The sequence below is a fragment of the Serratia sp. CY38905 genome, assembly GCF_052168875.1.
Taxonomy (GTDB): domain Bacteria; phylum Pseudomonadota; class Gammaproteobacteria; order Enterobacterales; family Enterobacteriaceae; genus Serratia; species Serratia sarumanii.
Map to the genome: position 1 here is coordinate 102,367 of NZ_JBJNLV010000002.1, position 25,810 is coordinate 128,176.

Here is a 25,810-nt window from a genome sequence, read left to right on the forward strand (position 1 = left end):
GCGCGCAAAAGTGGGCGACACCTATCGGATAACGCCGAAAGCGTCAACGTCGCAATCGCAGCGCCAAGAGCGCCACGCCGGCCAGGCAGGCCGCGCCCCCCAACAGCGGGAACAGCGGAATGCCCCACAGCCGCAGCGAAGAATGCATCAGATAAGGCGCCAGGCCCAGGGCAAAAGCGGCGGTGACGATAGCGATGGCCAGGGTGACGGCGGCGCGCTCCAGCGCTTTGCTCAACTGACCGAGGTTCCTGACGTTGATATCGGCATTGAGCTGCCCGCGTTTCAGACGGCGCACCATCAGCCGCAGGGTTTGCGGCAGTTCTTCTCCGGCGTCGAGCGCTTCCCCGCCCAGAGCCAACAGCCGCTGGCGCACGGCGTCCGGGGCATAGCGTTGCAGCACCGTTTGTTGCAGCATCGGTTTGAGCGTGGCGACGATGTCGAAGGCCGGATCCAATCGGTGCAGCACGCCGTCGGCGGTGATTAACGCCTTGAACAGCAGCACCAGATCGGGCGGCAGCGCCAGTTGGTGCTCACGCGCCATCACCAGCAGGTCGGTCAGGGCCTTGCCCAAGGTCAGAGTGGCGGCGGCCTGTTTGTCGAGAAAGTTTTGCGCCGCCAGCTCCAGATCCATCAAATCCAGCGGTTCGCTGTCCGACCAGGCGATCAGCGTGTTGACGATGCCTTCGGACTGACGATCGGCGATGGCCTGCAGCAGCAGGAGCAACTGGTTGCGCCGCCGCTCGGACAACTGGCCCACCATGCCGAAGTCGATAAAGCCGACGCGGTCACCGCTCAGCGCCATGACGTTGCCGGGGTGAGGGTCGGCGTGATACAGCCGATGCTCCAGGACCATGCTCATAAAGGCGCGGGCGCCGCGTTGCGCCAGCAGCGGGCCGTCAAAGCCCGCCGCCGCCAGCTGCTGAGGGTTTTCCGGCGCGGTGCCGGGCAGGTATTCCTGCACTAACAGGCGCGGGGAAGACCATTGCCAATAGATTTTGGGCACGACGACGTCAGGTTGATGGGCGAACATCCCGGCGACGCGGTCGCAGTTATGCCCTTCGTGGGTCAAATCCAGTTCATGATTGAGCGCCGTCGCCAGCGCTCTGACCATCTGCCGCGGCCGATAGCGCGCCAGCGCCGGGCTCTGCTGCTCTACGGTTTCCGCCAGCGAGGCCAGCAGCCGCAAATCGGCGTGGATGGTTTTCGCCAGACCGGGCCGCAGCACTTTCACCACCACCTGTTCGCCGCTGTGCAGGCGTGCGCGGTAGATTTGCGCCATCGACGCCGCCGCCAGCGGCGTGCGATCGAATTCGGCGAACAGCCGCTCGGGTTCGCCGCCCAGGTCGGCAACGATCTGTGGCGCCAGCGTTTCCCATGGCAACACTGCCGCCCGGCTGTGCAGGCGATCCAGTTCGTCGGTCCAGGCCGGATCCAGCAGGTCGGAGCGCGTGGCCAGGATCTGGCCGAATTTGACGAAGGTAGGCCCCAGCGCCTCGAGCGCTTCGCGCAGCCGCTCAGGCAGGGTTTGGGCGTCCTGTTGGGCGGCTCCAGCGCGGGCGCCGTGCAGCAAAGCCCCCAGGCCCAGCAGACGCAGAACGTCTTGCAGGCCGTAACGGATCAGAACGGAGGTTATTTCCTTCAGCCGCGCCCGATCGCGAGCGGTGGCGAGCACCATTTTCAGCATCAGTACGCCATATCCTTTTGGTTGCTCAAACGTTATTGTTCCATATCCAGCAGCAACGGCACCTCGCTGCGCTGCGCCATGCGGTTGCGGTAGGCTTCCACGTTATCCGGCAGCGCAACCCCGGCGACGATCGACAATGAGCGCAGCAGCGGGAACAGGTGAATATCGTCCTCGGACAGTTCGCCGTTCACCGCGTCGGCGGAGACGATCAGCGGCGACAGCGCTTGCAGATCGGCTTCCAACTGGGCGATCAGATCGGCGCTATTGGCGAGATGCTCGGCGAAATCCCCGATTGACGCCTGTTTTTTATCGATAAAGTAACGGCGGGCGCTGTCGGTGGCAAACTCTTCGAAATCGGCATGCGCAATTCGCGGCAACAATAATTTCGCGCTGTAACCGCCCACCCGCTGCAGCCACTCGGCGATGGCCGGGTTGGTGCGGCCGGTCAGTACCGGCTTGCCGTCCAGAGCATCGACATAGCGCACGATATCCAGGCTTTCCGGCATCGCTTCACCGTTGTCTTTGACCAGGATAGGCACCATTTTTTGGCCGATCAGGTTAAACGGAGTCGTTTCATCGTCGTTGAGCAACGTGACCAGGCGAATCGGCAGACGTTTCAGGCCGAAAATCATGCGGGCTTTCACGCAGAATGGGCAATGATCGTAAATAAACAGTTTCATGCTTGCTCCGGGTTGTCAGGTTTTAACAGCAATAGTTACCACAGCTTATCGAGGCTGTCTTGACGTGCGTGTGTTGGATGGTGCGTTATTGCGAAATTGCCCGCGCATCGGCGCGGGCCAGGGGGCGTTATTTCTTGGCCGGTACTGAGTTGAGCACATCGATCAGGTGAATGCGAGCTTCATCCAGATCGATTCGGTCACGTTCGTTGGCGGCGGTGACGACCTGCAGCTGTTTGATAATATCGTTTTTCAGGCCGGCGTCGCTGGCGAGGATATGGGCCAGCGCCTTCTCCACCAGGGTGGCGCGCGCATAAATCATGCGCAAGTTCAGTATCATATGTTCGAGTAGTTGCGGTAATTTTGCTTCTTCACTCATGCCGACGGGCTCCTGTGGGTGTTTTTACTAACAGGATAGCAGCTGTTGCCGATTCGGCCGGATTTCTATGGCGTCAACCGCCGCGCAGCATCATCGACGCGCTGCGCCGCGGGCTGAACTGCCAGTACAGCGCCAGCAGCGTAGCGAAGCCTACTGCACCAAGCAGCAACCAGGGCAGCTCCGGCATGTTCATCGTCCGGCCGGTATCGTACATCCAGCCGCCGCCGGTGTAACCCAACGCGCCGCCCAGCGCCAGGCCGAGGCGGCTGAAGCCCATATAGCTGCCGCGCGCACGCGGATCGGCCAGCGAAGCGCTCAGCGTTTCGCGCGCCGGTTCGGCGATGATCGATCCCAGATAGAAGCAGCAGATCAACGTGAATACACCCTGCAAGCTGGTGGCGAGACCGATCGGCAGCAGGCTGAGCGTCATCAGCAACAGGCCCGCCATCAGGCGCTGCTCTAGCCGGAAGTGTTTTTCTCCCCAACGCGCCAGCGGATAGAGCAGCGATAGCGACAGCGCCGCTTCAATCGCATACATCCATTTCACCGCCGCCGGTGAACCGGCGATTTCGTTGACCACGATCGGCATCATCAGCATTACCTGCACCGCCAGCATGTAGTAACCGGTCAGCGTCAGGACATAGGTGAGGAAGCGGCGATCGCGCAGGACCCGCAACATGCCTTCCTTCATCGGTATGCGCACGGTAGAGATGCGATAAGCCGGCAGTAGCCAGGCGTTCCAGCCGGCGGCCAGCACGAAGATCGCCGCCCCAACCCAGCAGACAAAGTGAAAGTCGTACTGCAGCAGCCAACTGCCGATCAGCGCGCCGACCACCGCTCCGGCGCTGTCCTGCATCATCAGCAGCGAGAAAAAACGGCCGCGTTCGTGTGGGCGGGTCAGCTTGATCACCAAAGCGGTGCGCGGCGGATCGAATAACGTGCCGCCGAGGGCGGACAGCGCGCAAGAGAACCACAGGATCCAGGGGGCATCGGCCATCGCCATGGTGGCGAAACCGGCGGCGCGCAGCAACATGCCGGTGACGATCATCGGCTTGGCGCCGAAGCGATCGGCGATGGCGCCGCCAAAGATGCCGAGCCCTTGTTGCAACAGCTGCCGCAAACCCAGCGCGATGCCGACGATCAGCGCTGCCCATCCTAATTGATCGACAAAGCGGATCGAAATAAGCGGAAAAACGACAAAGAAGCCTAAAACCACCAGCAGATTATCGAGCAACAGAAAATATTTACCCAAGCTGCGTGCTTGCGACACCAGAGACATGCTTCACCATGAGCAATTAAAGAAAGAGGGGGGAACAACGCTTCCATTCTCTACCCAATTCCCCTACGGCGACAGGGGGCGTGTAGATAATATTTTTTTATCGTCAAGGTGTTACCTGTGCTGCAAAATGGGCGGAAAAACGCCGTAAAACGCGTATTCGACGATTTACTGAGCGACCGGGATTTTACCTCGGGGGCGGGCTACGGTTATATTGAATGCGGGGAAGTGCGGTTCTGAGGCGCTATTGGCAAAATAAAGTCATGGCATCAGATCGGCGCTGGATAATTATCCACGCGGCTTCCCAATAAATACTTCTTATCGAACCGTTTTGACTGCGGGGGAAATGATGTTCGGCTATCGCTCTGCATCGCCAAAAGTACGTCTTACAACCGACCGGATGGTGGTCCGTTTAGTGAATGAACGGGATGCCTACCGTCTGGCGGATTATTATGCCGAGAACCGAGCCTTTCTCAAACCCTGGGAGCCGGTGCGCGACGAAAGCCACTGTTATCCTTCCGGCTGGCAGGCGCGTCTGGGCATGATCACCGAAATGCAAAAGCAGGGCAGCGCCTACTATTTTATCCTGCTCGATCCAGAAGAGCAGGAAGTGCGCGGCGTGGCGAACTTCAGCAACGTGCTGCGCGGTTCGTTTCATGCCTGTTTCCTCGGCTATTCGCTGGGGGAAAAATGGCAGGGGCAAGGGCTGATGTTCGAAGCCTTGCAGTCCGCCATCCGCTATATGCTGCGCCAACAGCGCATGCACCGCATCATGGCCAACTATATGCCACACAACCAGCGCAGCGGCGCATTGCTGACGCGTCTGGGATTCGAACGCGAAGGTTACGCCAAGGATTACCTGCTGATCGACGGCCAGTGGCAAGACCACGTTTTGACGGCATACACCAATAAAGAGTGGCTACCCCCACGTTGAGGCCAAACGATGAAATATGAATTGAACGCCAGAGAGGCCCGGGTTATCGGCTGTCTGTTGGAAAAACAGGTCACGACACCGGATCAATACCCGCTTTCGCTGAATGCCATTACGCTGGCATGCAACCAAAAAACCAACCGCGAACCGGTGATGGACCTGAGCGAAAGCGAAGTGCAGCAACTGCTCGATCTGTTGCTGCGCAAACATTTCCTGCGCACCCTCAGCGGGTTCGGCAATCGGGTGGTGAAGTACGAACAGCGGTTTTGCAACTCCGAGTTCGGCCAGCTGAAACTCTCGCCTGCCGAACTGGCGGTGATCGCCACCTTATTGCTGCGCGGCGCGCAAACGCCGGGCGAGTTGCGCTCCCGCACCAATCGGATGCACGAGTTCAGCGATGTCAGCGAGGTCGAACAGGTGCTGCAGCAACTGGCCACGCGCGAAGATGGTCCGTTCGTGGTGCGCCTGGCGCGTGAGCCGGGCAAGCGCGAAAGCCGGTTCATGCATCTGTTCAGCGGCCAGATTGATGAAGCGCCGCCGGCGGCGTTCGACGCTGAGGACGACGGCGAACTGAGCGCCAGAGTCAGCGCATTGGAAAGCGAAGTGGCGGAGCTGAAACGGCAGTTGCAACAGCTGTTGGCGAGGGATGCGAATGACTAAATTGCGTGTAGGCGTGGTGGGGTTGGGCAGTATCGCGCAGAAGGCGTATCTGCCAATCCTCGGCCAGGCGGCGGATTGGACGCTGGTGGGCGGTTTTTCGCCCAATCAGCAAAAAGCGCAGCCGCTGTGCGACAGCTACCGTATGGCCTGTTTCTCCCGTCTGGACAGCCTGGCCGAACAGTGCGATGCGGTCTTTGTTCACAGCAGCACCGCCAGCCATTTTTCGGTGATAGGCGAGCTGCTGAACCGCGGCGTGCACGTTTACGTTGATAAACCGCTGGCGGAGACGTTGGAGCAGGGCGAGCAGCTGCTTGAGCAGGCCGAGCGGCGAGGCAAAACGCTGATGGTGGGGTTCAACCGCCGTTTCGCGCCGCTTTACCGGCAGCTCAAACAGCGAATGAATCAGCCGGCCTCCATTCGCATGGATAAACATCGGGCGGACAGCGTCGGCCCGCACGATCTGCGTTTTACCCTGTTGGATGATTACCTGCACGTGGTGGACACTGCGCTGTGGCTGGCGGGCGGGCGGGAGCAACTGCTGAGCGGCAGCCTGCGCGCCAACGCCGCCGGTGAAATGCTGTACGCCGAGCATCACTTCGCCTGCGGCGACACGCATGTGACGACCAGTATGCATCGCCGCGGCGGCAGCCAGCGCGAAAGCGTGCAGGCGGTGACCGACGGCGCGCTGTATCAGTTGACCGATATGCGCCACTGGCTGCGTGAAGATGCGCAGGGCGAGTTGGAGCAGCCGGTGCCGGGCTGGCAAAGCACGCTGGTGCAACGCGGCTTCGACGGGGCGGTGCGGCATTTCCTTGATGCCGTCGCCAATCAGAGCGCGCCGGAAACCGGCGGCGAACAGGCGCTGGCCGCCCAGCGGGTGGTCGAGCGTTTGCTGCGGGATAACTCTATGTAACATATGGCGGTAGCTATTCTTTTCCGGATGCGTAAACTGAGCCGATTGTTTCACTGACGCCTGCTGTTGCAGGCGTTGATATTTACGGTACCTATCAGACAACCACATGAACCTACTCAAATCCTTGGCTGCTGTCAGCTCGATGACGATGTTTTCGCGGGTGTTGGGCTTTGCCCGCGATGCGATCGTCGCGCGCGTGTTCGGGGCCGGCATGGCAACGGACGCCTTTTTCGTGGCGTTCAAACTCCCGAATCTGTTACGCCGTATCTTTGCCGAAGGGGCGTTTTCGCAGGCCTTCGTGCCGATCCTGGCCGAATACAAGAGCCAGCAGGGTGAAGAGGCGACGCGCACTTTTATTGCCTATGTCTCCGGGCTGCTGACGCTGGTGCTGGCGGTGGTGACGGTGCTGGGGATGCTGGCCGCGCCCTGGGTTATTTACATTACTGCGCCGGGCTTTACCGATACGCCCGACAAGTTTGCCCTGACGTCGGCGCTGCTGCGCATCACCTTCCCCTATATTTTGTTGATCTCACTGGCGTCGCTGGTGGGGGCGATCCTCAATACCTGGAACCGCTTCTCGATCCCGGCTTTTGCGCCAACGCTGCTTAACGTCAGCATGATCGGTTTCGCGCTGTTCGCCGCCCCGTATTTCAACCCGCCGGTGCTGGCGCTGGCCTGGGCGGTGGTGGTGGGCGGCGTGCTGCAGCTGGGTTATCAGCTGCCGCATCTGCGCAAGATAGGCATGCTGGTGCTGCCGCGCCTCAAGCTGGGCGATGCCGGGGTCTGGCGAGTGATGCGCCAGATGGGGCCGGCGATCCTCGGGGTGTCGGTGAGCCAAATCTCGCTGATCATCAACACCATTTTCGCTTCGTTCCTGGTGTCCGGCTCGGTGTCCTGGATGTACTACGCCGACCGCCTGATGGAGTTTCCTTCCGGCGTGCTGGGCGTGGCGCTGGGCACCATCCTGCTGCCGTCGCTGGCCAAAAGCTTCTCGAGCGGCAACCATGACGAGTACTCGCGCCTGATGGATTGGGGGCTGCGTCTGTGCTTCTTGCTGGCGTTGCCGAGCGCCATCGCGCTCGGCATTTTGGCCAAGCCATTGACCGTTTCGCTGTTCCAGTACGGCAAGTTCAGCGCCTTTGACGCGGCGATGACGCAACGCGCGCTGGTGGCTTACTCGGTTGGGCTGATGGGGTTGATCGTGGTTAAAGTGCTGGCGCCGGGCTTCTATTCGCGGCAGGACATTAAAACGCCGGTCAAGATCGCCATCATCACGCTGATTATGACGCAGGTGATGAACCTTGCGTTTATTGGCCCGCTGAAGCATGCCGGCCTGGCGCTGTCGATCGGTTTGGCAGCCTGCCTGAACGCCTCGCTGCTGTATTGGCAGCTGCGCAAGCAGAAGATCTTCCAGCCGCAGCCGGGTTGGGCGCTGTTCCTTACCAAGCTGGTGATCGCCGTGCTGGTGATGTCGGCGGTGCTGATTGGCGTGATGTGGCTGATGCCGGCCTGGGATCAGGGCAATATGCTGGAACGTTTGCTGCGTTTGGCTGCGGTGGTGGTGGCCGGTGTGGTGGCCTACTTTGGCGTGCTGGTAGGGTTGGGCTTCCGCCCGCGCGACTTTGCGCGCCGCGCCGCCTGAGCCGAAAGCAAGAACAAAAAAAGGTCGCTCAGGCGACCTTTTTGCTTTCCGCGCGGTGCGGTTTACATGCGTTCGACGGTTTCGATGCCCAGCGTATCCAGACCGGTTTTCAGCGTTTTCGAGGTCAGCAGCGCCAGCTTCAGGCGGCTCTGACGCGCTTCTTCGCTGTCGGCGTTCAGGATCTGGCAGTGCTCGTAGAAACCGGAGAACAAGCCGGCCAGATCGTACAGGTAGCTGCACATGACGTGAGGCGTGCCTTCACGCGCGACGGTGGTGAGTACCTCTTCGAACTGCAGCAGGCGGGTAGCCAGCGCAATTTCACGCTCTTCGGTCAGCGTCAGCGGCAGCGTCAGGCTGCTTTCGTCGATCCCGGCGCGCTTGAATACCGATGCCACGCGGGTATAGGCGTATTGCATATAAGGCGCGGTATTGCCTTCGAAGGCCAGCATGTTATCCCAGTCGAAGACATAGTCGGTGGTGCGGCTTTTCGACAGATCGGCGTATTTCACTGCACCGATGCCGACCACGCGGGCCACGGTCTTCATTTCGTCTTGCGGCATGTCCGGGTTTTTGCCGGCGATCAGCTGTTCGGCGCGTTCGATGGCCTCATCCAGCAGATCGGAGAGCTTCACCGTACCGCCCGAGCGGGTTTTGAACGGCTTGCCGTCTTTGCCCAGCATCATGCCGAACATGTGGTGTTCCAGCGAGACGGAGTCCGGCACGTAACCGGCCTTGCGCACGATGGTCCAGGCCTGCATCAGGTGCTGATGCTGACGGGAGTCGATGTAATACAGCACGCGATTGGCGCCCAGGGTTTCGTAGCGGTACTTGGCGCAGGCGATATCGGTGGTGGTGTAGAGATAGCCGCCATCCTTTTTCTGGATGATGACGCCCATCGGATCGCCGTCCTTGTTCTGGTATTCGTCGAGGAACACCACGGTGGCACCTTCGCTTTCCACCGCCAGCCCTTTGGCTTTCAGATCGGCGACGATGCCTGGCAGCATCGCGTTATACAGGCTTTCGCCCATCACGTCGTCTTCGGTCAGCGTGACGTTCAGGCGGTTATAGGTCAGCTGGTTTTGCGCCATGGTGATGTCGACCAGCTTGCGCCACATTTTCAGGCAGTACTGATCGCCGCCCTGCAGCTTGACGACGTAAGCGCGCGCGCGCTCGGCGAACTCGGCGTCTTCGTCGTAATGCTTCTTGGCTTCGCGATAGAACTGTTCCAAATCGGACAGGCCCATGTCGCTGGCGTTTTCGTTCTGCATTTTTTCCAGGTAGGCAATCAGCATGCCGAACTGGGTGCCCCAGTCGCCGACGTGGTTGGCGCGGATCACTTTATGGCCCAGAAACTCCTGGGTACGCGCCGCGGCGTCGCCGATGATGGTGGAGCGCAGATGGCCGACGTGCATCTCTTTCGCCACGTTCGGCGCGGAGTAGTCGATAACGATGGTTTGCGGCTCAACCGGCGCAATGCCCAGTTTCGGTGCTTTCAGCACCTGGTCGGCCTGGCGGGCGACCCAGTCGCTGTTCAGGAAAATGTTGATAAAGCCGGGACCGGCGATTTCCACTTTACCGGCGACGTCGCCGAGATCCAGCAGTTGCACCACTTTTTCCGCCAGCTGCCGGGGCGGCATGCCCAGCTTTTTGGCGACGGACATCACGCCGTTGGCCTGGTAATCACCAAACTGCGCCTTGGCGGAAGGGCGGACCTGCGCTTCGCAATCGGCTGGCGCGCCAGCGGCGATCAGCGCCTGGCTGACTTTATCTGAAAGAAGAACCTGAATATTCACCGGGTTACCTTAATGACGAACGAGGGGCTGAAGCCAGCCCCTGTGGGATTCAACGGTGGCGGGCGCGATGGGCGACCGCCACAAAACAGCCTGCAATTGTAACCGATCTGACGGAGTCCGTCAGCAGTTGGCGCGGCCGCTGCGATGAAACAGTTGTCGGGTGCGGCGCGTTGATTGCCGGAAGGTGAAAAGCGGAATGAGCTGAACGGAATGTACGGAGGGGAGAGTTGCGAAGCTAGCGCTTTTTATTGCGGCGACCGGCATCCAGCGTGTTGACGCTGCGTGATTTGAAATGACGGTAGATGGCGTATACGGCGATAATTATCAACACCAAGGATATCGTCAGCAATAACATAATGATCATCTCGAATTTAAATTTCCTCCAAAGTAGCCGAGTTGTCTTGGTGAATCAATTGTCTGGGGTTAAATTAAGATAATCCTTAGCTTTTAATCAATTAATGCGTTTTATTTTCTTCTTTTACAATGGGTTGTGATTGCGGATTTGTGCGACATTGATAAGTGAGTCGTTTTGATTAAACCCAGCGATTCAATCGGCTTGACCAATGGCCTGCAGAGGATTTTGTGCAAAATAACTTAAATCATAGCGTCATAAAGAAAAGGTATAATGTCTTGCGAAAAATCTTATTTTTTATTTTTCCGCTGATTTAATAAGCTGTCACCTTAATAAAAATCCGGCTTTTATTCTCCGTGCCCGCAACCAAAAATCATGCTGAACTGCCGCCGAAAAACCTCGCAACGCTGGCGAGCGCTGTCGCCAGCGTGTAAATTACGGCGTTTAACTTTGCGCCCCGTTGTTTTGAGGTTCCTATGACCACTCCCTTGCAGGCCATTGCCGATCTTGACGATCTGAAGCTCGACCTGCCGCGTTTCGAACAGGCGTTGCACCAATTTGCCGCCAAATTGCGGCTTGATCTGTCCGCGTTTACCGCCGATCACATCTCTCTGCGCTGTCACCAGAACGCCACCGCCGAGCGCTGGCGCCAGGGGCTGATGCAGTGCGGGACACTGCTGTCCGAATCGATGATCAACGGGCGACCTATCTGTCTGTTCGATTTGTCTCAGCCACTGGCCGTTGGGCCGTGGCGGATAGACTGCATCGAACTGCCGTATCCGGGGGAGAAACGCTATCCGCACGAAGGCTGGGAACACGTCGAATTAGTGCTCAGTGGCGATCCGCAGACGCTGTACGCCCGGGCGTTGAGCCACCTGGCCGATGAAGCGTTGCTGGCGCCAGGGATCAAGCTGAAGCAAAGCTCGCCAAAAGGCGAGGGCGAACGGCTGCCGAACCCGACGCTGGCCATCACCGACGGAACGGTCACGATCAAATTTCATCCTTATTCCATTCGAGACATCGTCGCCAGCGAACAAGGTTAGCCAGGCAGTGCCGCACAGGCTCGCGCCATGCGATCGAGCGCTTCATCGAGCAGGGCCCATCGGCAACCAAAGTTAAGCCGCACAAAGTGCCGATCGCCAAAGTCCAAACCGGCGCTTAGCCCAACGCCCGCACGTTCGAAGAACTGATGCGGGTTATCCACCGGCAACGCGCTGCAGTCTATCCAGGCCAGGTAAGTGGCCTCGACAGGCAGCAACGTCAAACCCGGCATGGCGTTGATACGCTTTATCAGCCGATCGCGATTGGCGCGCAGATAAATCAACTGCTCATCCAGCCAGGGTTGCCCGTATTGATAAGCCGCCTGCGCCGCCACCAGCGCCAACAGATTGACCTCCGGCACGATACCGCTGCGCGCGCGTTTCAGCTTTTGTCGCAGCGCTTCGTTGGGAACGATCGCCATCGAGGCGCCGAGCCCGGCGAGATTAAACGTTTTTGACGGCGACATCAGCGTCACGCTGCGTTGGGCCGCATCGTCATTCAGGGTGGCGAAAGGGATATGCCGCACGCCGGGCTCAAGCAGCAGTTCGCAGTGGATCTCATCGGAACAGACGATTAAATCGTGTTCGCGAGCGAACTGATGGTGCTGCAACAGCTCATCCCGGCGATAAACGGTGCCACCGGGGTTCTGCGGGTTGCACAGCAACAGGAGTTTCTCGTTGCCACTCAGCCGATCATGCAGCGAGGAAAAATCCAGCACCCAGCGTTGGCCGGTCGCCTGCAGCGGCACCGCGAGGTGCTCGCGCCCGGCGAATTTGGCCGCTTTGCGAAACGGCGGATAAATGGGAGAGGGGGCCAGTGTGCTCTGATGTCCTTCGGTGCAGGCGCGCACGCACAAATTCAGGCCGCACACCAGCCCAGGCAGGAAAATGATCCATTCAGGCTTGATGTGCCAGCCGTAGCGCTCTACCATGCGGCGGGTAAAAACCTCAATAAGATCAGGGGATGGGTGAGTGTAGCCGAATACGCCGTGCGCCACGCGCCGCTGCAAGGCTTCGATCACCGCCGGCGGTGAGGTGAAATCGCTGTCGGCGACCCAAAGCGGGATGATGTCGCGGTCGCGATATTTATCCCACTTAACGCTGTCACTGTGACTGCGGTCTACCCATTGATCAAAATTGAATGCCATAGTTACAACCCTGAGCCGGTTTATGCCTATGCATGAGCCTACGTGAGAAATGAAGAAATGAACAATTGCCGCCGTATGTTGGCCGTTATCTGGGGGTGACAATGATAAAACTGGAAGTTTGTTGCTTTAGCGTCGACTGCGCGCTGACGGCCGAACGGGCGGGCGCCGATCGCATTGAGTTGTGCGCCAGCCAGAGCGAGGGGGGATTGACGCCGAGCTATGGCACGCTGCGTCTGGCGCGCGAGCGGGTTTCGATCCCGGTGCATCCGATCGTTCGCCCTCGCGGTGGCGATTTCTGCTACGGCGCGGTGGATTTCGAGGTGATCAAACAGGATCTCCGCCAGATCCGCGAGATGGGGTTCCCCGGCGTAGTGGTTGGCATGCTGGACGAAGAAGGGCACATCGATCTGCCGCGCATGCGCGAAGTGATGAGGCTGTGCGAGGGCATGGCGGTGACGTTCCATCGCGCGTTCGACATGTGCCAGAACCCGATGGTGGCGTTGGAGCAACTGAGCGAGCTGGGCGTGGCGCGCATTTTGACCTCCGGCCAGCAGCAGAGCGCCGAACTGGGCCTGCCGTTGCTGCGCGATTTGCGCCAGGCCAGTCAGGGCCCGGTAATCATGGCGGGTGCCGGCGTGCGCCTCAGCAATCTGCACAAGTTTGTCGATATTGGCCTGCATGAACTGCACAGCTCTTCCGGTCACCTGGTGCCGTCGACCATGCGTTACCGCAAGGCGGGCGTCACCATGTGCTCCGATAACGAGTTTGACGAATTTAGCCATTATTGCGTGGATGGCGAAATGGTGGAGGCGATGAAAAACGCGCTGGCCTTGGTTGATCCCCTGGCGCAAAGCGCATAAACACGCAGCTAACCGCGTTTGACAACCGGTTTCCGGGCCGTAAGACCCCTTTGCGTGTCACTGAGCCCTCGGCGATCACGCAAGTACCAGGCCCCGGCGTTTTGCCGGGGCTTTTTTTATGTCTTGCGAAGACGCGGTGCCCGTTTCACGCTGTTTCTCTGTCGCACTGCCCCCCATCTCTTCTTGCGCTCATCATGCCCTGCTGATAAGTTTGTGAGTTAAAATCCTTTAAATATCATAATATTAAATGATTTTTTGGTATGCATTTTCGTGGTGAATGATTTGCGCTCTGCCGCTCATCGCCACGTCTGCATTTTCATACCCGTTCATCGCCGGCCTATGGCCGGAACATCACAGCATTAATGAGGAGAGCCGTCGATGCAGCCGCGGAGCGCGTTGGCGGCGGACTTAACAAGGAGATAACGATAATGACCCGAACGGCACACTGTTTGACCGCTGCGCTTTTGCTGACCTTGACCCTGACCGGCTGCCAGACCGCCAAGCGGCCTGTTTCTACATTAAGTAAGCCGCCCAGTGCAGAAGACATTGCGGAACAAGACAAGCGGCAGCGTGAAGCCGAGCGTATACAGCAGTGCCAGCGCGAGTTGGATGCCATGCGCGGCATGGATAACGAAAAATACCAAAAATTCAAACGCGAATTCGATACCTTGATGGGCGGCGCCGCGCAGTATGCCGGGGTGCGCCAGCGGGTCAACACGGGCACGCAGGAAACCGTCGACGCCCTGTATCGTTATCGCACCAGCCGTCTGTGCGCAGACATCAGTTCTGCCATGATGACCGGCCTGGCTGAGCGCGGAGAGCGCGCCCAATGACCCCTCGAGCGAGAAAGGCATTACTGAGCCTGATGATACCGCTGGCGTTTGCGCCAGCGATGGCCGCAGCGGATGACGATGTGCCGGCATTACTGCAGTTCGCCGAGCGCTACCAGCGGCAGGACGCACCGGCAGCTGACGCCGCGGTTACTCCCTCCCGGGAAACCCAAAAGTCGGCGCCCCGGCCGGTTCAACCGCGTGAAACGAGCTCGCAGAGAAAGCAACTGGCGCAGTTGCAAAAGACGCTGCGCGAGAAAGAGGCTCGATTGGAGCAACAGCAAACCGCTATTCAATCACTGCAGCAGGAGCTGACCGCGTTGCGGGTTGCGTCGTCCCTGACGGCTGCCGATAAACCGACAGCTGCTCCCGATCTGAGCGCGTTGAGCGACTTCGCCAGCGGCGTGCGACGGGCGCTGAACCTGACGCCGCAGGAGCGCAAGGCTCAGGCGCAGATCGCCGAGGCGCAGGCAGCGTTAGCGCAGGAAAAACAACAAACCGAGGAGCGCGATCGGCGTATCGCCTTGCTGGAACAACGGCTGGCGGCGTTGCCTGAACAGGCGGATAACGCCTGGCAGGAGAAACTGACGGCGGCGCAGACCGCCAACGATAAAGCGCGCCAGCGTTATGAGCAGGACAAACAAGCGGCCGCCGCTGAGCTGGCGCAACAGAAGGCGGAAGCCGCCAAGGCACTTGGCGCATTGCAACAGCAGCTGGCGCAACTGCAAAAAGAGCAGGAGAATCAACGGCAACAGGACGGGCAGCAAGAGAAAAGCCTGAAAACGGCACTGGAACAGCAAAAGGCCGAAGCCGCCAAGGCGACGGGCGAACTTCAGCAGCAGCTGGCACTGCGGCAGAAAGAGCTGGATGAACAACGCCAACAGGCCGAGCGGCAAGAGAAAAGCCTGAAAACGGCGCTGGAACAGCAAAAGGCCGAAGCCGCCAAGGCGACGGGAGAACTTCAGCAGCAGCTGGCACTGCGGCAGAAAGAGCTGGATGAACAACGCCAACAGGCCGAGCGGCAAGAGAAAAGCCTGAAAACGGCGCTGGAACAGCAAAAGGCCGAAGCCGCCAAGGCGACGGGTGAACTTCAGCAACAGCTGGCGCAGCTACAGGAAAAAAACAAGACGCAAACCGAGCAGGCGAAGGCATTGGAGCAGCGGCTGACAACGGCGGTGGCGGAAAGCGAAAAATCAACGCTGCAACTGGCGAAAACGACGGGGCAGGCGAAAAAAAACGCATTGGCGCTAGCGGACGCCAACCAAACGCAGCAGGCATTGCGTGAGGAGCTGGATGGGCTGCGCTCTCGCGCCAAATGGCTGCCGGATGCACAGGCGCTCGAGAAAAAGCCGGCGCAACAGAGCTATGCTGCCGGTGTCGCTTTGGGGCGCGATATTCAAACGATGCTGGCGGAGCGTAAAAATTGGGGCATCAATCCCGATAAAACCGTGCTGCTGGCGGGCGTGATCGATACCTTCAACGGCCATTACCAGTTAAGCGATGCGCAGTTGACCCGCGCGCTGGCGGAGTCGGAAAAAGCGGTGAACGACGCCCGGAACCAGGCAGCGAAGGTGCAAACCAGCAAGGGCGAGGCGTTCGTCACCGAGTTTAAAAAGAAAAAGGGCACGCAGAAGTCGCCTTCCGGTTTCTGGTATCGCATCGAGTATGCGGGTGATGAAGCCATTAAGGAAAACGCGCGGGTGGACATCGTGGTGAAGGAAAGTTTAACCGACGGCAGCGTGATTCAGGATATGGATCGCAGTGGGAAGGTGATGTCACAGCCGCTCTCTGCCTATCCGCCGTTGTTCCGCGAGGCGATCGGCCATCTGAAAAATCATGGTTCGCTGACGATGGTGGTGCCGCCGGCGTTGGCGTACGGTGAAACGGGCTATGCGCCGCAGATCCCGCCGAACGCGACCATGGTGTATGAGCTGCGGATTGTCGATGTCAACAACGGGTAACGTCGGGCCGGCCCAGGCCGGCCCGATTAGCGAGCGCTAGGGCTTTTTGGCGGTCAGCACGGCGCGCAGGGGCGCCGGATAGCCTTCGATCGTTTTGCTGCGATCGCTCGGATCGAGGAATTCGGCCAGTGATTCGCTGGTCATCCAGCCGGTGCGGCGCTGCTCTTCGAGGCTGGTGACGCACATATCGGCGATCTTCACGTCGACGAAGCCGCACTTCTCCAACCAACATTTCAGCGCCTCGGCGGAAGGGATGAAATACACATTGCGCATCTGCGCATAACGATCGCCCGGCACCAGCACCTGGTGGCGATCGCCTTCCACCACCAGCGTTTCCAGCACCAGTTCACCTTCAGCCACCAGCTGGTTTTTCAGCTGATACAGATGATCGAGCGGCGAGCGGCGGTGATACAGCACCCCCATCGAGAACACGGTGTCGAATGCCGCCAATTCCGGCAACTGCTCGATGCCGAGCGGCAGCAGGTGGGCGCGCTGATCGCCGCCTAATAGCTTGCGCACCGCTTCGAACTGACACAGGAACAGCTGCATCGGATCGATGCCGACGGCGAGGTGTGCGCCGGCGCCAATCATGCGCCACAGGTGATAACCGCTGCCGCAGCCGACGTCGAGAATGGTGCGGCCGGCCAGCGGAGAAATGTGCGGCAGCACGCGATCCCACTTCCAGTCGGAATGCCATTCGGTATCGATATCGATGCCATACAGCGAGAACGGCCCTTTACGCCATGGCATCAGGGTGCGCAGCATTTTCTCGATGCCTTCAAGCTGGCCCGGCGACAGGCCCGGCTCCATCTCGGCGCGCACGCCGTGCAGCAGATCGAGACGGGTCGGGGTCAGCGTCGGCAAATGCTCGACCGAGTTGAACCACTGTTTGAATTTGCCGTGCAGCGATTCGCGTTGCCAGGCGCTCAGCTGCGCAGGCAGCGTGTCCAGCCAATGGCTGAGGGGGCTTTTGGCGATGCGTTGATAGAAATCACCGAACTCGATCATTGCGCATCCCCCGCTTTCAGGGCGATCAGCGAACCGAAGTTGAAGCATTGGAACCACACTTCGGCATGCTCGAACCCGGCCTGTTGCAGGCGCGCCTTGTGCGCTTCCACCGAGTCGGTGAGCATCACGTTTTCCAGCATGCTGCGTTTTTGGCTGATCTCCAGCTCGCTGTACCCGTTGGCGCGTTTGAAATCGTGGTGCATGTTGAACAGCAGCTCGCCGACTTCAGCGTCCTCAAAGCTGAACTTCTCCGACAGCACCAGTGCGCCGCCCGGGCGCAGGCCACGATAGATTTTCTCCAGCAGACGCAGGCGATCGGCCGGTTCGAGGAACTGCAGCGTAAAGTTCAGTACCACCATCGAGGCGTTCTCGATCTCGATGTCGCGAATGTCGGCTTCGATGACATCGACCGGCGTGTCGGCGCGGAAGGCGTCGATATGGCGGCGGCAACGTTCCACCATCGCCGGCGAATTGTCGACGGCGACGATATTGCAGCCGGGCACCTTGATATTCCGCCGCATCGACAGCGTCGCCGCACCCAGCGAGCAGCCCAGGTCATACACCCGGCTGTCGGGTTGCACAAAGCGCTCGGCCAGCATGCCGATCATCGAGATGATGTTGGAATAGCCGGGAACGGAGCGTTGGATCATGTCGGGGAACACTTCGGCGACGCGTTCGTCAAAGGTCCAGTCGCCCAGTTTGGCGATGGGGGCGGAAAAAAGGGTATCGCGGTTTGGCATAGCGGCAAATCAGTTCAGAATTCGAAGCTGCGTAGTCTAACAGAAAAGCGCAAAAAAGCGGAGCGGAAGCAGGCGGCGCGGCCGCCTGATGATAAAACGAGATCAGTGCAGGCTGAAAATCAGATCCCAGGGCAGATAGAAGATATTTGCCAGAACCATCAACAACAAAGAGATATAGGTCGCGGCCATGCCCGAACGGCGCCAGCGAACCTCGCGGTTGCGCAAACCGTAGTAATGCACCAGTCGCCCGGCCATCAGCATCAGGCCGCAAAGGTGAATCATCCAGATTTCCGCGCCGTTCATTTCCATAATCACCAGCAAGACGGCAGCAATCGGAATGTATTCAACGGCGTTGCCATGCACGCGGATGGCGGTCTGCAATTCGTAGAAACCGCCGTCGCCATAGGCTACGCGGTACTGCATCCTTAATCTGACTACGTCATAAGAGAGTTTGATCAACAACAATGCGCCGAGCACCACATAAAGCGCGCTTACCATTTTTAACTCCGTTCCCTAACCAAAACTGGCAGCCAGCATCATAGCCGTCATTGTATTCACTGTCGCGGGGAAATATTTGATGTTATTGGTCAGATTAATAGGTCAAAACAGTGCATCTTGTTCTGGCCAGTCCGGCGGCGCAGGCAAATCGGGGATCGCCAGCCGTAGCTGCTGCCAAATTTTTTGCGCCTGCTGGGGCGAATCGCCGTTGTCCGGCGTATGAATAAACAGATAGGGCTGATGCTGTTGCTGCCACAGCGGCAGTTTTTGCTGCCAGGCCTCGAACCAGCGCAGGTTGTCGGCCAATTGGTCACCGCCGATAAAGCGCACCAGCGGTTGGTCGGCGGTGACCAGAGCGTGCACCGGCAGCTTCGGCTTTTTCTGCTGGGCATCGCGCACGGCGGCGGTGTTGGGGGCGGCGTGATGCACCGGGCGGCTGTCGAGGATCACTCGATTGATGCCGCGCTGGTGCAATCCCTGATTCAGCGCACGCTCTTCCTCGCCCTTGGCGAAAAACGCCGGATGACGCACTTCTACGCCGTAGGTGAATTCCTTCGGCAGGCTTGCGAAGAACTGCCACATGCGCGGCAGCTCATCGGGGCCGAAGGCGGCGGGCAACTGCAGCCACAGTTGGCCGATGCGTTGATGCACCGGGCTCAGGCAGTGGTAAAACGCCTGCAGCTCGGCGGCGCAGTTGCGCAGGGCGGCCTTGTGGCTGATGTCCGACGGGAATTTGAAGCAGAAGCGAAAATCGTCACCGGTCATGTCGCGCCAGCGCTGCACGATTTCCAGCTTCGGCAGCGCGTAGAAGGTGGTATTGCCTTCCACGCAGTTGAAATAGCGGCTGTAATCCGCCAAATCACGCAGCCCGATGCGATTCCAGGCTGCATGTTGCCATTGCGGCAGTCCGATATAGATCACGGCGTCGTCTTCCTTTACTTGTCCTTGGCTTATCAGGCTACAACTTAACGTTACCGCTCGAGCGCGGCAAGAATTTCGCCGGTGTCGCGCACCCGTGCCAAACGCGGGAAGATGTGTTCGAACGCGAAACGGTGCATTTCCGCGTTCTGCGCGCTGCAGACATCTTCGGCGATCACCAGCTCATAGCCATGCTCCCAGGCGGCGCGGGCGGTGGATTCCACGCCGATATTGGTGGATATGCCGCCCAATACCACGGATTTGATGCCGCGGCGGCGCAGCTGCAAATCCAGATCGGTGCCGTAGAAGGCGCCCCATTGGCGCTTGGTGACCAGAATATCGCTGTCGCAGACCGCCAGCGGCGCGGGGAACTCCCACCAACTGGCCGGCAAGCCGCCGACGGGCGCGGGAGCCGGCTTGTCCACCGGCTGTTTCAGCGCTTCGGCGAAGGAGTCTGACCAGCCGACGCGCACCAGCAGCACCGGCGCGCCCAGCAGACGAAAACGGGCGGCCAGCAGGGCGGCGTTCGCTACCACCTGGTCGGCGCTGTGCGGGCCGCCGGCGTAGGGCAGAATGCCGTTTTGCAAATCGATCAGCACCAGAGCGGTGGTTTGGGCGTCAAGTTTCAGCATGGATTTCATCTCGTTGCGAAGTGGATAAAAACTGTTCGGCGCGCCGGGCGAGCTGCGTTCGGCGCAAAACCGGGGGAGAATCAGGCTACGTGAAAAAACTGTCGCAGGTTAATGGGAAATTTGTTAACCGATGTGTTGATTCGAGCAAAAACGCGCCATTTAGTGCAGTAACAATGCTGTGTTCGCACTTATCGGGCGGATGAATTTCCTTTATAATGACTCCCTTTTTTCAACACTCTTTAATCCAACGACCTATGCCGATTTATGAATATGCATGTGGTGCTTGCAACCATCGGTTAGAGAAATTGCAAAAATTTTCCGATGCGCCGCTGGCAGACTGCCCGGCGTGTGGGCAGCCCGCGTTGACCAAGTTGATTTCATCCTCCGGTTTCCAGCTTAAGGGCACCGGCTGGTATGCGACGGATTTTAAACCGGGTAACAAGTAGAATTTATCAGATAACAGCCGCGCGACAGGGGCGCAGTAGCCCGGCGCGGCATCGGCTGTGTAAAAGGATAGCGTATGCGTACTGAATATTGCGGGCAGTTGAATCTGTCCCACGTGGGCCAGGAAGTCACTCTGTGTGGTTGGGTCAATCGTCGTCGCGATCTCGGCGGCCTGATCTTTATTGATATGCGCGACCGCGAAGGCATCGTGCAGGTGTTCTTCGATCCGGACCAGAAAGTGGCGTTCGACAAGGCCTACGACCTGCGCAATGAGTTCTGCATCCAGATCGTCGGCACCGTGCGTGCGCGTCCGGACAGCCAGATCAATAAAGATATGGCCACCGGCGAAGTGGAAGTGTTCGCCCACGCGCTGGAGATCATCAACCGCTCCGAGCCGCTGCCGCTGGACTCCAATCAGGTCAACAGCGAAGAAGCGCGCCTGAAATACCGCTACCTGGATCTGCGCCGCCCGGAAATGGCCGAGCGTCTGAAGACCCGCGCCAAAATCACCAGCTTCGTGCGCCGCTTCATGGACAGCCACGGCTTCCTCGATATCGAAACGCCGATGCTGACCAAGGCGACGCCGGAAGGCGCCCGCGATTACCTGGTGCCAAGCCGCGTACACAAGGGCAAATTCTACGCGCTGCCGCAGTCCCCGCAGCTGTTCAAACAGCTGCTGATGATGTCCGGCTTCGATCGTTACTACCAGATCGTCAAATGCTTCCGCGACGAAGACCTGCGTGCGGACCGTCAGCCTGAATTCACCCAGATCGACGTCGAAACCTCCTTCATGACCGCCGATCAGGTGCGTGAAGTGATGGAGAAGTTGGCGCGCGAACTGTGGCTGGACGTGAAGGGCGTGGATCTGGGCGATTTCCCGGTCATGACCTTCGCCGAAGCGATGCGTCGCTTTGGCTCCGACAAGCCGGACCTGCGTAACCCGCTGGAGCTGGTGGACGTGGCCGACCTGGTCAAAGACGTCGAGTTTAAAGTCTTCTCCGGCCCGGCCAACGACGCCAAAGGCCGCGTGGCGGCGATCCGCGTACCGGGCGGCGCGCAGCTGACCCGCAAGCAGATCGACGAGTACGGCGCTTTCGTCAACATCTACGGCGCCAAAGGCCTGGCGTGGCTGAAGGTCAACGACCGCGCCGCCGGCATGGAAGGCGTGCAGAGCCCGATCGCCAAATTCCTCAGTGCAGACGTGCTGGAAGGCATCCTGGCGCGCACCGATGCGCAGACCGGCGATATCCTGTTCTTCGGCGCCGACAGCGTCAAGATTGTCACCGATGCGATGGGCGCGCTGCGCCTGAAGCTGGGGCGCGATCTGGCGCTGACCCAACTCGACAGCTGGGCACCGCTGTGGGTGGTTGACTTCCCGATGTTCGAAGAAGACGAAGAGGGCGGCCTGGCGGCCATGCACCACCCGTTCACCTCGCCACGCGACATGAGCCCGGAAGAGCTGGCGGCAGCGCCGGTCAACGCCATCGCCAACGCCTATGACATGGTGATCAACGGTTACGAAGTGGGCGGCGGTTCGGTGCGTATCCACCGTAGCGAAATGCAGCAGACGGTGTTCAGCATTCTGGGCATTAACGAACACGAACAGCGCGAGAAGTTCGGCTTCCTGCTGGACGCGCTGAAGTACGGTACGCCGCCGCACGCCGGCCTGGCCTTCGGCCTGGATCGTCTGGTGATGCTGTTGACCGGCACCGACAACATCCGCGACGTCATCGCCTTCCCGAAAACCACCGCGGCGGCCTGTCTGATGACCGACGCGCCGAGCTTCGCCAACCCGGCTGCGCTGCAGGAGCTGGCGATCAGCGTGGTAAAGAAAGCCGGTGCGGAACAAGAGAGCGAGTGATGAGTTACAAGCGCCCTGAATCTATCCTGGTAGTGATTTACGCGAAATCCAGTGGTCGGGTGCTGATGTTACAGCGGCGCGACGATACCGAGTTCTGGCAGTCGGTCACCGGCAGCCTGGAACAGGATGAGTCGCCACCGCATGCCGCGCGGCGTGAAGTCATGGAAGAAGTCGGCATCGATATCGAAGCAGAGCACCTGCCGTTGTTCGATTGCCAGCGCTGCGTGGAGTTTGAACTCTTTGTCCATTTGCGACATCGCTATGCGCCGGGAACCACGCGCAATAAAGAGCACTGGTTCTGTCTGGCGTTGCCCGAGGAGCGCGATCCGGTGATTACCGAGCATCACGCTTACCAATGGCTTGAGGCGGCCGAGGCCGTGAAGTTGACCAAGTCGTGGAGCAATCAGCAGGCGATTGAAGAGTTCGTGATCAATTCAGTCCAGTAGTTTTTTTCGGAGATTTTTTATGGCAGGTCATAGTAAGTGGGCCAACACAAAGCACCGTAAAGCGGCGCAGGACGCCAAGCGCGGTAAAATTTTCACCAAGATTATTCGTGAGCTGGTCACGGCCGCCAAGCTGGGCGGCGGCGATCCGGATTCCAACCCGCGTCTGCGCGCGGCGATGGACAAGGCGCTGTCGAACAACATGACGCGCGACACCATGAACCGTGCGATTGCGCGCGGCGTGGGCGGCGATGATGATACCAATATGGAAACCATCATCTATGAAGGTTACGGCCCTGGCGGCACCGCCGTGATGATCGAATGCCTGAGCGACAACCGCAACCGCACCGTGGCGGAAGTGCGCCACGCCTTCACCAAATGCGGCGGTAACCTCGGCACCGACGGTTCCGTGGCTTACCTGTTCACCAAGAAGGGCGTGATCACCTACGCACCGGGCCTGGATGAAGACAGCGTGATGGAAGCGGCGCTGGAAGCCGGTGCGGAAGACATCGTGACCTATGACGACGGCGCCATCGACGTGTTCACCGCCTGGGAAAGCCTGGGCGCGGTGAAAGACGCGCTGACCGCGGCGGGCTTCGAAGCCGAAGCGGCGGAAGTGTCGATGATCCCATCGACCAAGGCCGACATGGACGCGGAAACCGCGCCTAAGCTGCTGCGCCTGATCGACATGCTGGAAGACTGCGACGACGTGCAGGAAGTTTACCATAACGGTGAAATCTCCGACGAAGTGGCGGCGACGCTGTAATCCGGTAAAACGGGCGCCGCCGTTCGGCGGCGCCGTGCATGCAAGGTGGATGTAGATATGGCGATCATACTCGGTATCGATCCCGGCTCACGCGTCACCGGCTATGGCCTTATCCGCCAGCAGGGGCGTCAGTTGAGCTATATTGCCAGCGGCTGCATCCGCACGGTGGTGGACGACATGCCGACGCGGCTGAAGCTGATTTACGCCGGCGTCAGCGAGATCATCACCCAGTTTCAGCCCGACTTCTTCGCCGTCGAACAGGTGTTTATGGCCAAGAACCCGGACTCGGCGCTCAAGCTCGGCCAGGCGCGCGGCGTCGCGATCGTCGCGGCGGTGAATCAGAATCTGGAAGTGTTCGAGTATGCGGCGCGGCAGGTCAAACAGACCGTGGTCGGCACCGGCGCGGCCGAAAAGGCGCAGGTACAGCACATGGTGCGCTCGCTGCTCAAACTCTCGGCCAACCCGCAGGCGGACGCCGCCGATGCCCTGGCCATCGCCATTACCCACTGCCACCTCAGCCAGAACGTACTGCGGATGAGCGAAGGGCGGTTGAACCTGGCGCGCGGGCGTTTGCGCTGACGCAAAGCGATGATTGCTCAGGCTGGATATTCATCCAGCCTTTTTTATGTTATAAGCTTTACCAGCAACGGCATGGCAGGGCGCCATGCCCGGTCATTCTGCAGGAGGGTAAATGATAGGTCGTCTCAGAGGAAATATTCTGGAAAAGCAGCCGCCGCTGGTGTTACTGGAGGCGAACGGCGTGGGCTATGAGGTACACATGCCGATGACCTGCTTTTACGAGCTGCCGGAACTGGGGCAAGAGGCCATCGTGTTTACCCACTTCGTGGTGCGTGAAGACGCGCAGCTGCTGTACGGTTTCAACGACAAGCAGGAGCGCGCGCTGTTTCGCGAGCTGATCAAGGTCAATGGCGTCGGGCCGAAGCTGGCGCTGGCGATCCTGTCGGGCATGTCCGCGCAGCAGTTCGTCAGCGCGGTGGAGCGCGAAGAGATCACCGCGCTGGTCAAGTTGCCGGGCGTAGGCAAGAAAACCGCCGAGCGCCTGGTGGTAGAGATGAAAGACCGCTTCAAAGGGCTGAACGGCGATCTGTTCAACAGCAGCAGCGAGATCAGCCTGCCGTCCGCCGCCGCCAACGCGCCGGAAGCGGACGCAGAAGCCGAAGCTGTCTCGGCGTTGGTGGCACTGGGCTATAAGCCGCAGGAAGCCAGCCGCATGATCAGCAAAATTGCCAAACCGGGCGCCGACTGCGAGACCCTGATCCGCGACGCGCTGCGCGCGGCTTTGTAAGGCCGCTAAGAGGTAGATAATGATTGAAGCCGATCGCCTGATCTCCGCCGAACCGATCAACGAGGAAGAAGTCCTCGATCGCGCCATTCGTCCCAAGCTGTTGAGCGAATACGTTGGCCAGCCGCACGTGCGCGAGCAGATGGAGATCTTCATCCAGGCGGCCAAGCAGCGTGGCGACGCGCTCGACCATCTGCTGATCTTCGGCCCGCCGGGCCTGGGGAAAACCACCCTGGCCAACATCGTGGCCAACGAAATGGGCGTGAATCTGCGCACCACCTCCGGCCCGGTGCTGGAGAAGGCGGGCGATTTGGCGGCGATGCTGACCAACCTCGAACCGCACGACGTGTTGTTCATCGACGAAATCCACCGTTTGTCTCCGGTGGTGGAAGAGGTGCTGTATCCGGCGATGGAAGACTATCAGCTGGATATCATGATCGGCGAAGGGCCGGCGGCGCGTTCGATTAAGCTCGATCTGCCGCCGTTTACCTTGGTGGGCGCCACCACCCGCGCCGGCTCGCTGACCTCGCCGCTGCGCGATCGCTTCGGCATTGTCCAGCGGCTGGAGTTTTATCAGGTGGCGGATCTGCAGCACATCGTCTCGCGCAGCGCCGGCTGCCTGGGGTTGGAGCTGTCCGACGAGGGGGCTCATGAAGTGGCCCGCCGTGCGCGCGGTACGCCGCGTATCGCCAACCGCCTGCTGCGCCGGGTGCGCGACTTCGCCGAGGTGCGCGCCAACGGGGTGATCAGCGGTTCGGTGGCGGCGCAGGCGCTCGATATGCTCAACGTCGATGCCGAAGGCTTCGACTATATGGATCGCAAGCTGCTGCTGGCGATTATCGACAAGTTTACCGGCGGCCCGGTTGGGCTGGACAACCTGGCGGCGGCGATCGGCGAAGAGCGCGAAACCATCGAGGACGTGATCGAGCCGTTCCTGATCCAGCAGGGCTTTATCCAGCGCACGCCGCGCGGCCGCCTGGCGACGCAGCATGCTTACCGGCATTTCGGGCTGGAACGCGAAGCATAAGTTTGCCATCCTCCATACAAAAGG

26 protein-coding genes are annotated in these 25,810 nt (G+C 59.7%); 15 read left to right on the forward strand and 11 right to left on the reverse strand.

All coding sequences use genetic code 11. The annotated features are described in order from the left end of the window. Positions 1-43: 43 nt before the first annotated feature. The 4 genes from ACJ8MK_RS07225 to mdtH all read right to left on the reverse strand — a co-directional run bounded on the left by ACJ8MK_RS07225 (position 44) and on the right by mdtH (position 4,019). Positions 44-1,684, reverse strand: a complete 1,641-nt coding sequence (locus ACJ8MK_RS07225) for an ABC1 kinase family protein (protein ID WP_193146337.1) — start codon at positions 1,682-1,684, stop codon at positions 44-46. Positions 1,685-1,716: 32 nt separating this feature from the next. Then, a complete protein-coding gene (gene grxB / locus ACJ8MK_RS07230; protein WP_047571591.1) occupies positions 1,717-2,364 on the reverse strand; it encodes a glutaredoxin 2 in 648 nt (215 codons plus the stop codon). A 127-nt stretch (positions 2,365-2,491) separates the two neighbouring features. Then, positions 2,492-2,740 (reverse strand): hypothetical protein, encoded by a 249-nt coding sequence (locus tag ACJ8MK_RS07235; protein WP_033634870.1) that lies wholly within the window; start codon positions 2,738-2,740, stop codon positions 2,492-2,494. A gap of 73 nt (positions 2,741-2,813) precedes the next feature. After that, positions 2,814-4,019 (reverse strand): multidrug efflux MFS transporter MdtH, encoded by a 1,206-nt coding sequence (gene mdtH, locus ACJ8MK_RS07240; protein ID WP_033654414.1) that lies wholly within the window; start codon positions 4,017-4,019, stop codon positions 2,814-2,816. 346 nt (positions 4,020-4,365) lie between these two features. Here mdtH and rimJ point away from each other — a divergent pair, with 346 nt between their 5' ends. The 4 genes from rimJ to murJ all read left to right on the forward strand — a co-directional run bounded on the left by rimJ (position 4,366) and on the right by murJ (position 8,162). After that, positions 4,366-4,950 carry a ribosomal protein S5-alanine N-acetyltransferase gene (rimJ, locus tag ACJ8MK_RS07245; RefSeq protein ID WP_033638511.1) on the forward strand — a complete coding sequence of 195 codons (585 nt, stop codon included), beginning with the start codon at positions 4,366-4,368 and terminating at the stop codon, positions 4,948-4,950. A 9-nt stretch (positions 4,951-4,959) separates the two neighbouring features. Continuing rightward, a complete protein-coding gene (locus tag ACJ8MK_RS07250) occupies positions 4,960-5,607 on the forward strand; it encodes a YceH family protein (RefSeq protein ID WP_442517622.1) in 648 nt (215 codons plus the stop codon). Beyond that, the gene (locus ACJ8MK_RS07255) at positions 5,600-6,520 is read left to right on the forward strand and encodes a Gfo/Idh/MocA family protein (protein ID WP_060425849.1); all 921 of its coding nucleotides are present in this window, start codon (positions 5,600-5,602) and stop codon (positions 6,518-6,520) included. The genes ACJ8MK_RS07250 and ACJ8MK_RS07255 overlap by 8 nt, the downstream gene beginning before the upstream one ends. A gap of 106 nt (positions 6,521-6,626) precedes the next feature. Continuing rightward, a complete protein-coding gene (gene murJ, locus ACJ8MK_RS07260; RefSeq protein ID WP_033654412.1) occupies positions 6,627-8,162 on the forward strand; it encodes a murein biosynthesis integral membrane protein MurJ in 1,536 nt (511 codons plus the stop codon). 62 nt (positions 8,163-8,224) lie between these two features. Here murJ and argS read toward each other — a convergent pair whose 3' ends face one another. Then, a complete protein-coding gene (gene argS, locus ACJ8MK_RS07265; protein WP_060706631.1) occupies positions 8,225-9,955 on the reverse strand; it encodes an arginine--tRNA ligase in 1,731 nt (576 codons plus the stop codon). An 828-nt stretch (positions 9,956-10,783) separates the two neighbouring features. Between argS and ACJ8MK_RS07270 the strand changes: the two genes are divergently transcribed. Continuing rightward, complete coding sequence (locus tag ACJ8MK_RS07270; protein ID WP_442517623.1) at positions 10,784-11,350, forward strand: VOC family protein; 567 nt, start codon at positions 10,784-10,786, stop codon at positions 11,348-11,350. On the opposite strand, the gene ACJ8MK_RS07275 is transcribed toward ACJ8MK_RS07270, so the two are convergent. After that, on the reverse strand, positions 11,347-12,495 hold the full coding sequence (locus ACJ8MK_RS07275; protein ID WP_094859899.1) for a MalY/PatB family protein: 1,149 nt from the start codon (positions 12,493-12,495) through the stop codon (positions 11,347-11,349). The genes ACJ8MK_RS07270 and ACJ8MK_RS07275 overlap by 4 nt on opposite strands. A gap of 101 nt (positions 12,496-12,596) precedes the next feature. Between ACJ8MK_RS07275 and cutC the strand changes: the two genes are divergently transcribed. The 3 genes from cutC (at position 12,597) to ACJ8MK_RS07290 (ending at position 16,146) form a co-directional block, all read left to right on the forward strand. Next, complete coding sequence (cutC, locus tag ACJ8MK_RS07280; protein WP_033634860.1) at positions 12,597-13,355, forward strand: copper homeostasis protein CutC; 759 nt, start codon at positions 12,597-12,599, stop codon at positions 13,353-13,355. Positions 13,356-13,783: 428 nt separating this feature from the next. Then, a complete protein-coding gene (locus ACJ8MK_RS07285; RefSeq protein ID WP_369949461.1) occupies positions 13,784-14,188 on the forward strand; it encodes a hypothetical protein in 405 nt (134 codons plus the stop codon). Beyond that, the gene (locus ACJ8MK_RS07290) at positions 14,185-16,146 is read left to right on the forward strand and encodes an FKBP-type peptidyl-prolyl cis-trans isomerase N-terminal domain-containing protein (protein ID WP_442517624.1); all 1,962 of its coding nucleotides are present in this window, start codon (positions 14,185-14,187) and stop codon (positions 16,144-16,146) included. The genes ACJ8MK_RS07285 and ACJ8MK_RS07290 overlap by 4 nt, the downstream gene beginning before the upstream one ends. A gap of 36 nt (positions 16,147-16,182) precedes the next feature. Here the strand turns inward: ACJ8MK_RS07290 and cmoB are convergent, their stop codons facing one another. From cmoB to ACJ8MK_RS07315, 5 genes are all read right to left on the reverse strand, one after another. Continuing rightward, positions 16,183-17,154 (reverse strand): tRNA 5-methoxyuridine(34)/uridine 5-oxyacetic acid(34) synthase CmoB, encoded by a 972-nt coding sequence (cmoB, locus tag ACJ8MK_RS07295; RefSeq protein ID WP_033647645.1) that lies wholly within the window; start codon positions 17,152-17,154, stop codon positions 16,183-16,185. Continuing rightward, a complete protein-coding gene (cmoA, locus tag ACJ8MK_RS07300; protein WP_033634856.1) occupies positions 17,151-17,894 on the reverse strand; it encodes a carboxy-S-adenosyl-L-methionine synthase CmoA in 744 nt (247 codons plus the stop codon). The genes cmoB and cmoA overlap by 4 nt, the downstream gene beginning before the upstream one ends. Positions 17,895-17,996: 102 nt before the next feature. Then, complete coding sequence (locus ACJ8MK_RS07305) at positions 17,997-18,392, reverse strand: MAPEG family protein (protein WP_004932387.1); 396 nt, start codon at positions 18,390-18,392, stop codon at positions 17,997-17,999. Between the two features lie 102 nt (positions 18,393-18,494). Beyond that, positions 18,495-19,310, reverse strand: coding sequence for a DUF72 domain-containing protein (locus tag ACJ8MK_RS07310; RefSeq protein WP_086581081.1), 816 nt, complete (start codon positions 19,308-19,310; stop codon positions 18,495-18,497). A gap of 53 nt (positions 19,311-19,363) precedes the next feature. Further along, the gene (locus ACJ8MK_RS07315; RefSeq protein WP_442517625.1) at positions 19,364-19,942 is read right to left on the reverse strand and encodes a hydrolase; all 579 of its coding nucleotides are present in this window, start codon (positions 19,940-19,942) and stop codon (positions 19,364-19,366) included. 254 nt (positions 19,943-20,196) lie between these two features. On the opposite strand from ACJ8MK_RS07315, the gene ACJ8MK_RS07320 reads away from it, so the two are divergent. The 7 genes from ACJ8MK_RS07320 (at position 20,197) to ruvB (ending at position 25,786) form a co-directional block, all read left to right on the forward strand. Beyond that, the gene (locus ACJ8MK_RS07320) at positions 20,197-20,388 is read left to right on the forward strand and encodes an FmdB family zinc ribbon protein (protein ID WP_033632845.1); all 192 of its coding nucleotides are present in this window, start codon (positions 20,197-20,199) and stop codon (positions 20,386-20,388) included. 74 nt (positions 20,389-20,462) lie between these two features. Further along, complete coding sequence (gene aspS, locus ACJ8MK_RS07325; RefSeq protein WP_043147580.1) at positions 20,463-22,247, forward strand: aspartate--tRNA ligase; 1,785 nt, start codon at positions 20,463-20,465, stop codon at positions 22,245-22,247. Continuing rightward, entirely contained in the window at positions 22,247-22,693 is a 447-nt protein-coding gene (gene nudB / locus ACJ8MK_RS07330; protein ID WP_004932373.1) for a dihydroneopterin triphosphate diphosphatase, read from the forward strand. Before aspS ends, nudB begins: the two co-directional genes overlap by 1 nt. 19 nt (positions 22,694-22,712) lie before the next feature. Further along, a complete protein-coding gene (locus tag ACJ8MK_RS07335) occupies positions 22,713-23,456 on the forward strand; it encodes a YebC/PmpR family DNA-binding transcriptional regulator (RefSeq protein ID WP_004932370.1) in 744 nt (247 codons plus the stop codon). Positions 23,457-23,513: 57 nt separating this feature from the next. Beyond that, positions 23,514-24,035 carry a crossover junction endodeoxyribonuclease RuvC gene (gene ruvC, locus ACJ8MK_RS07340; RefSeq protein ID WP_033634853.1) on the forward strand — a complete coding sequence of 174 codons (522 nt, stop codon included), beginning with the start codon at positions 23,514-23,516 and terminating at the stop codon, positions 24,033-24,035. Between the two features lie 112 nt (positions 24,036-24,147). Continuing rightward, complete coding sequence (gene ruvA / locus ACJ8MK_RS07345; protein WP_033634852.1) at positions 24,148-24,762, forward strand: Holliday junction branch migration protein RuvA; 615 nt, start codon at positions 24,148-24,150, stop codon at positions 24,760-24,762. Positions 24,763-24,781: 19 nt separating this feature from the next. Next, entirely contained in the window at positions 24,782-25,786 is a 1,005-nt protein-coding gene (gene ruvB, locus ACJ8MK_RS07350) for a Holliday junction branch migration DNA helicase RuvB (RefSeq protein WP_442517626.1), read from the forward strand. The last annotated feature ends 24 nt before the right edge of the window (positions 25,787-25,810 follow it).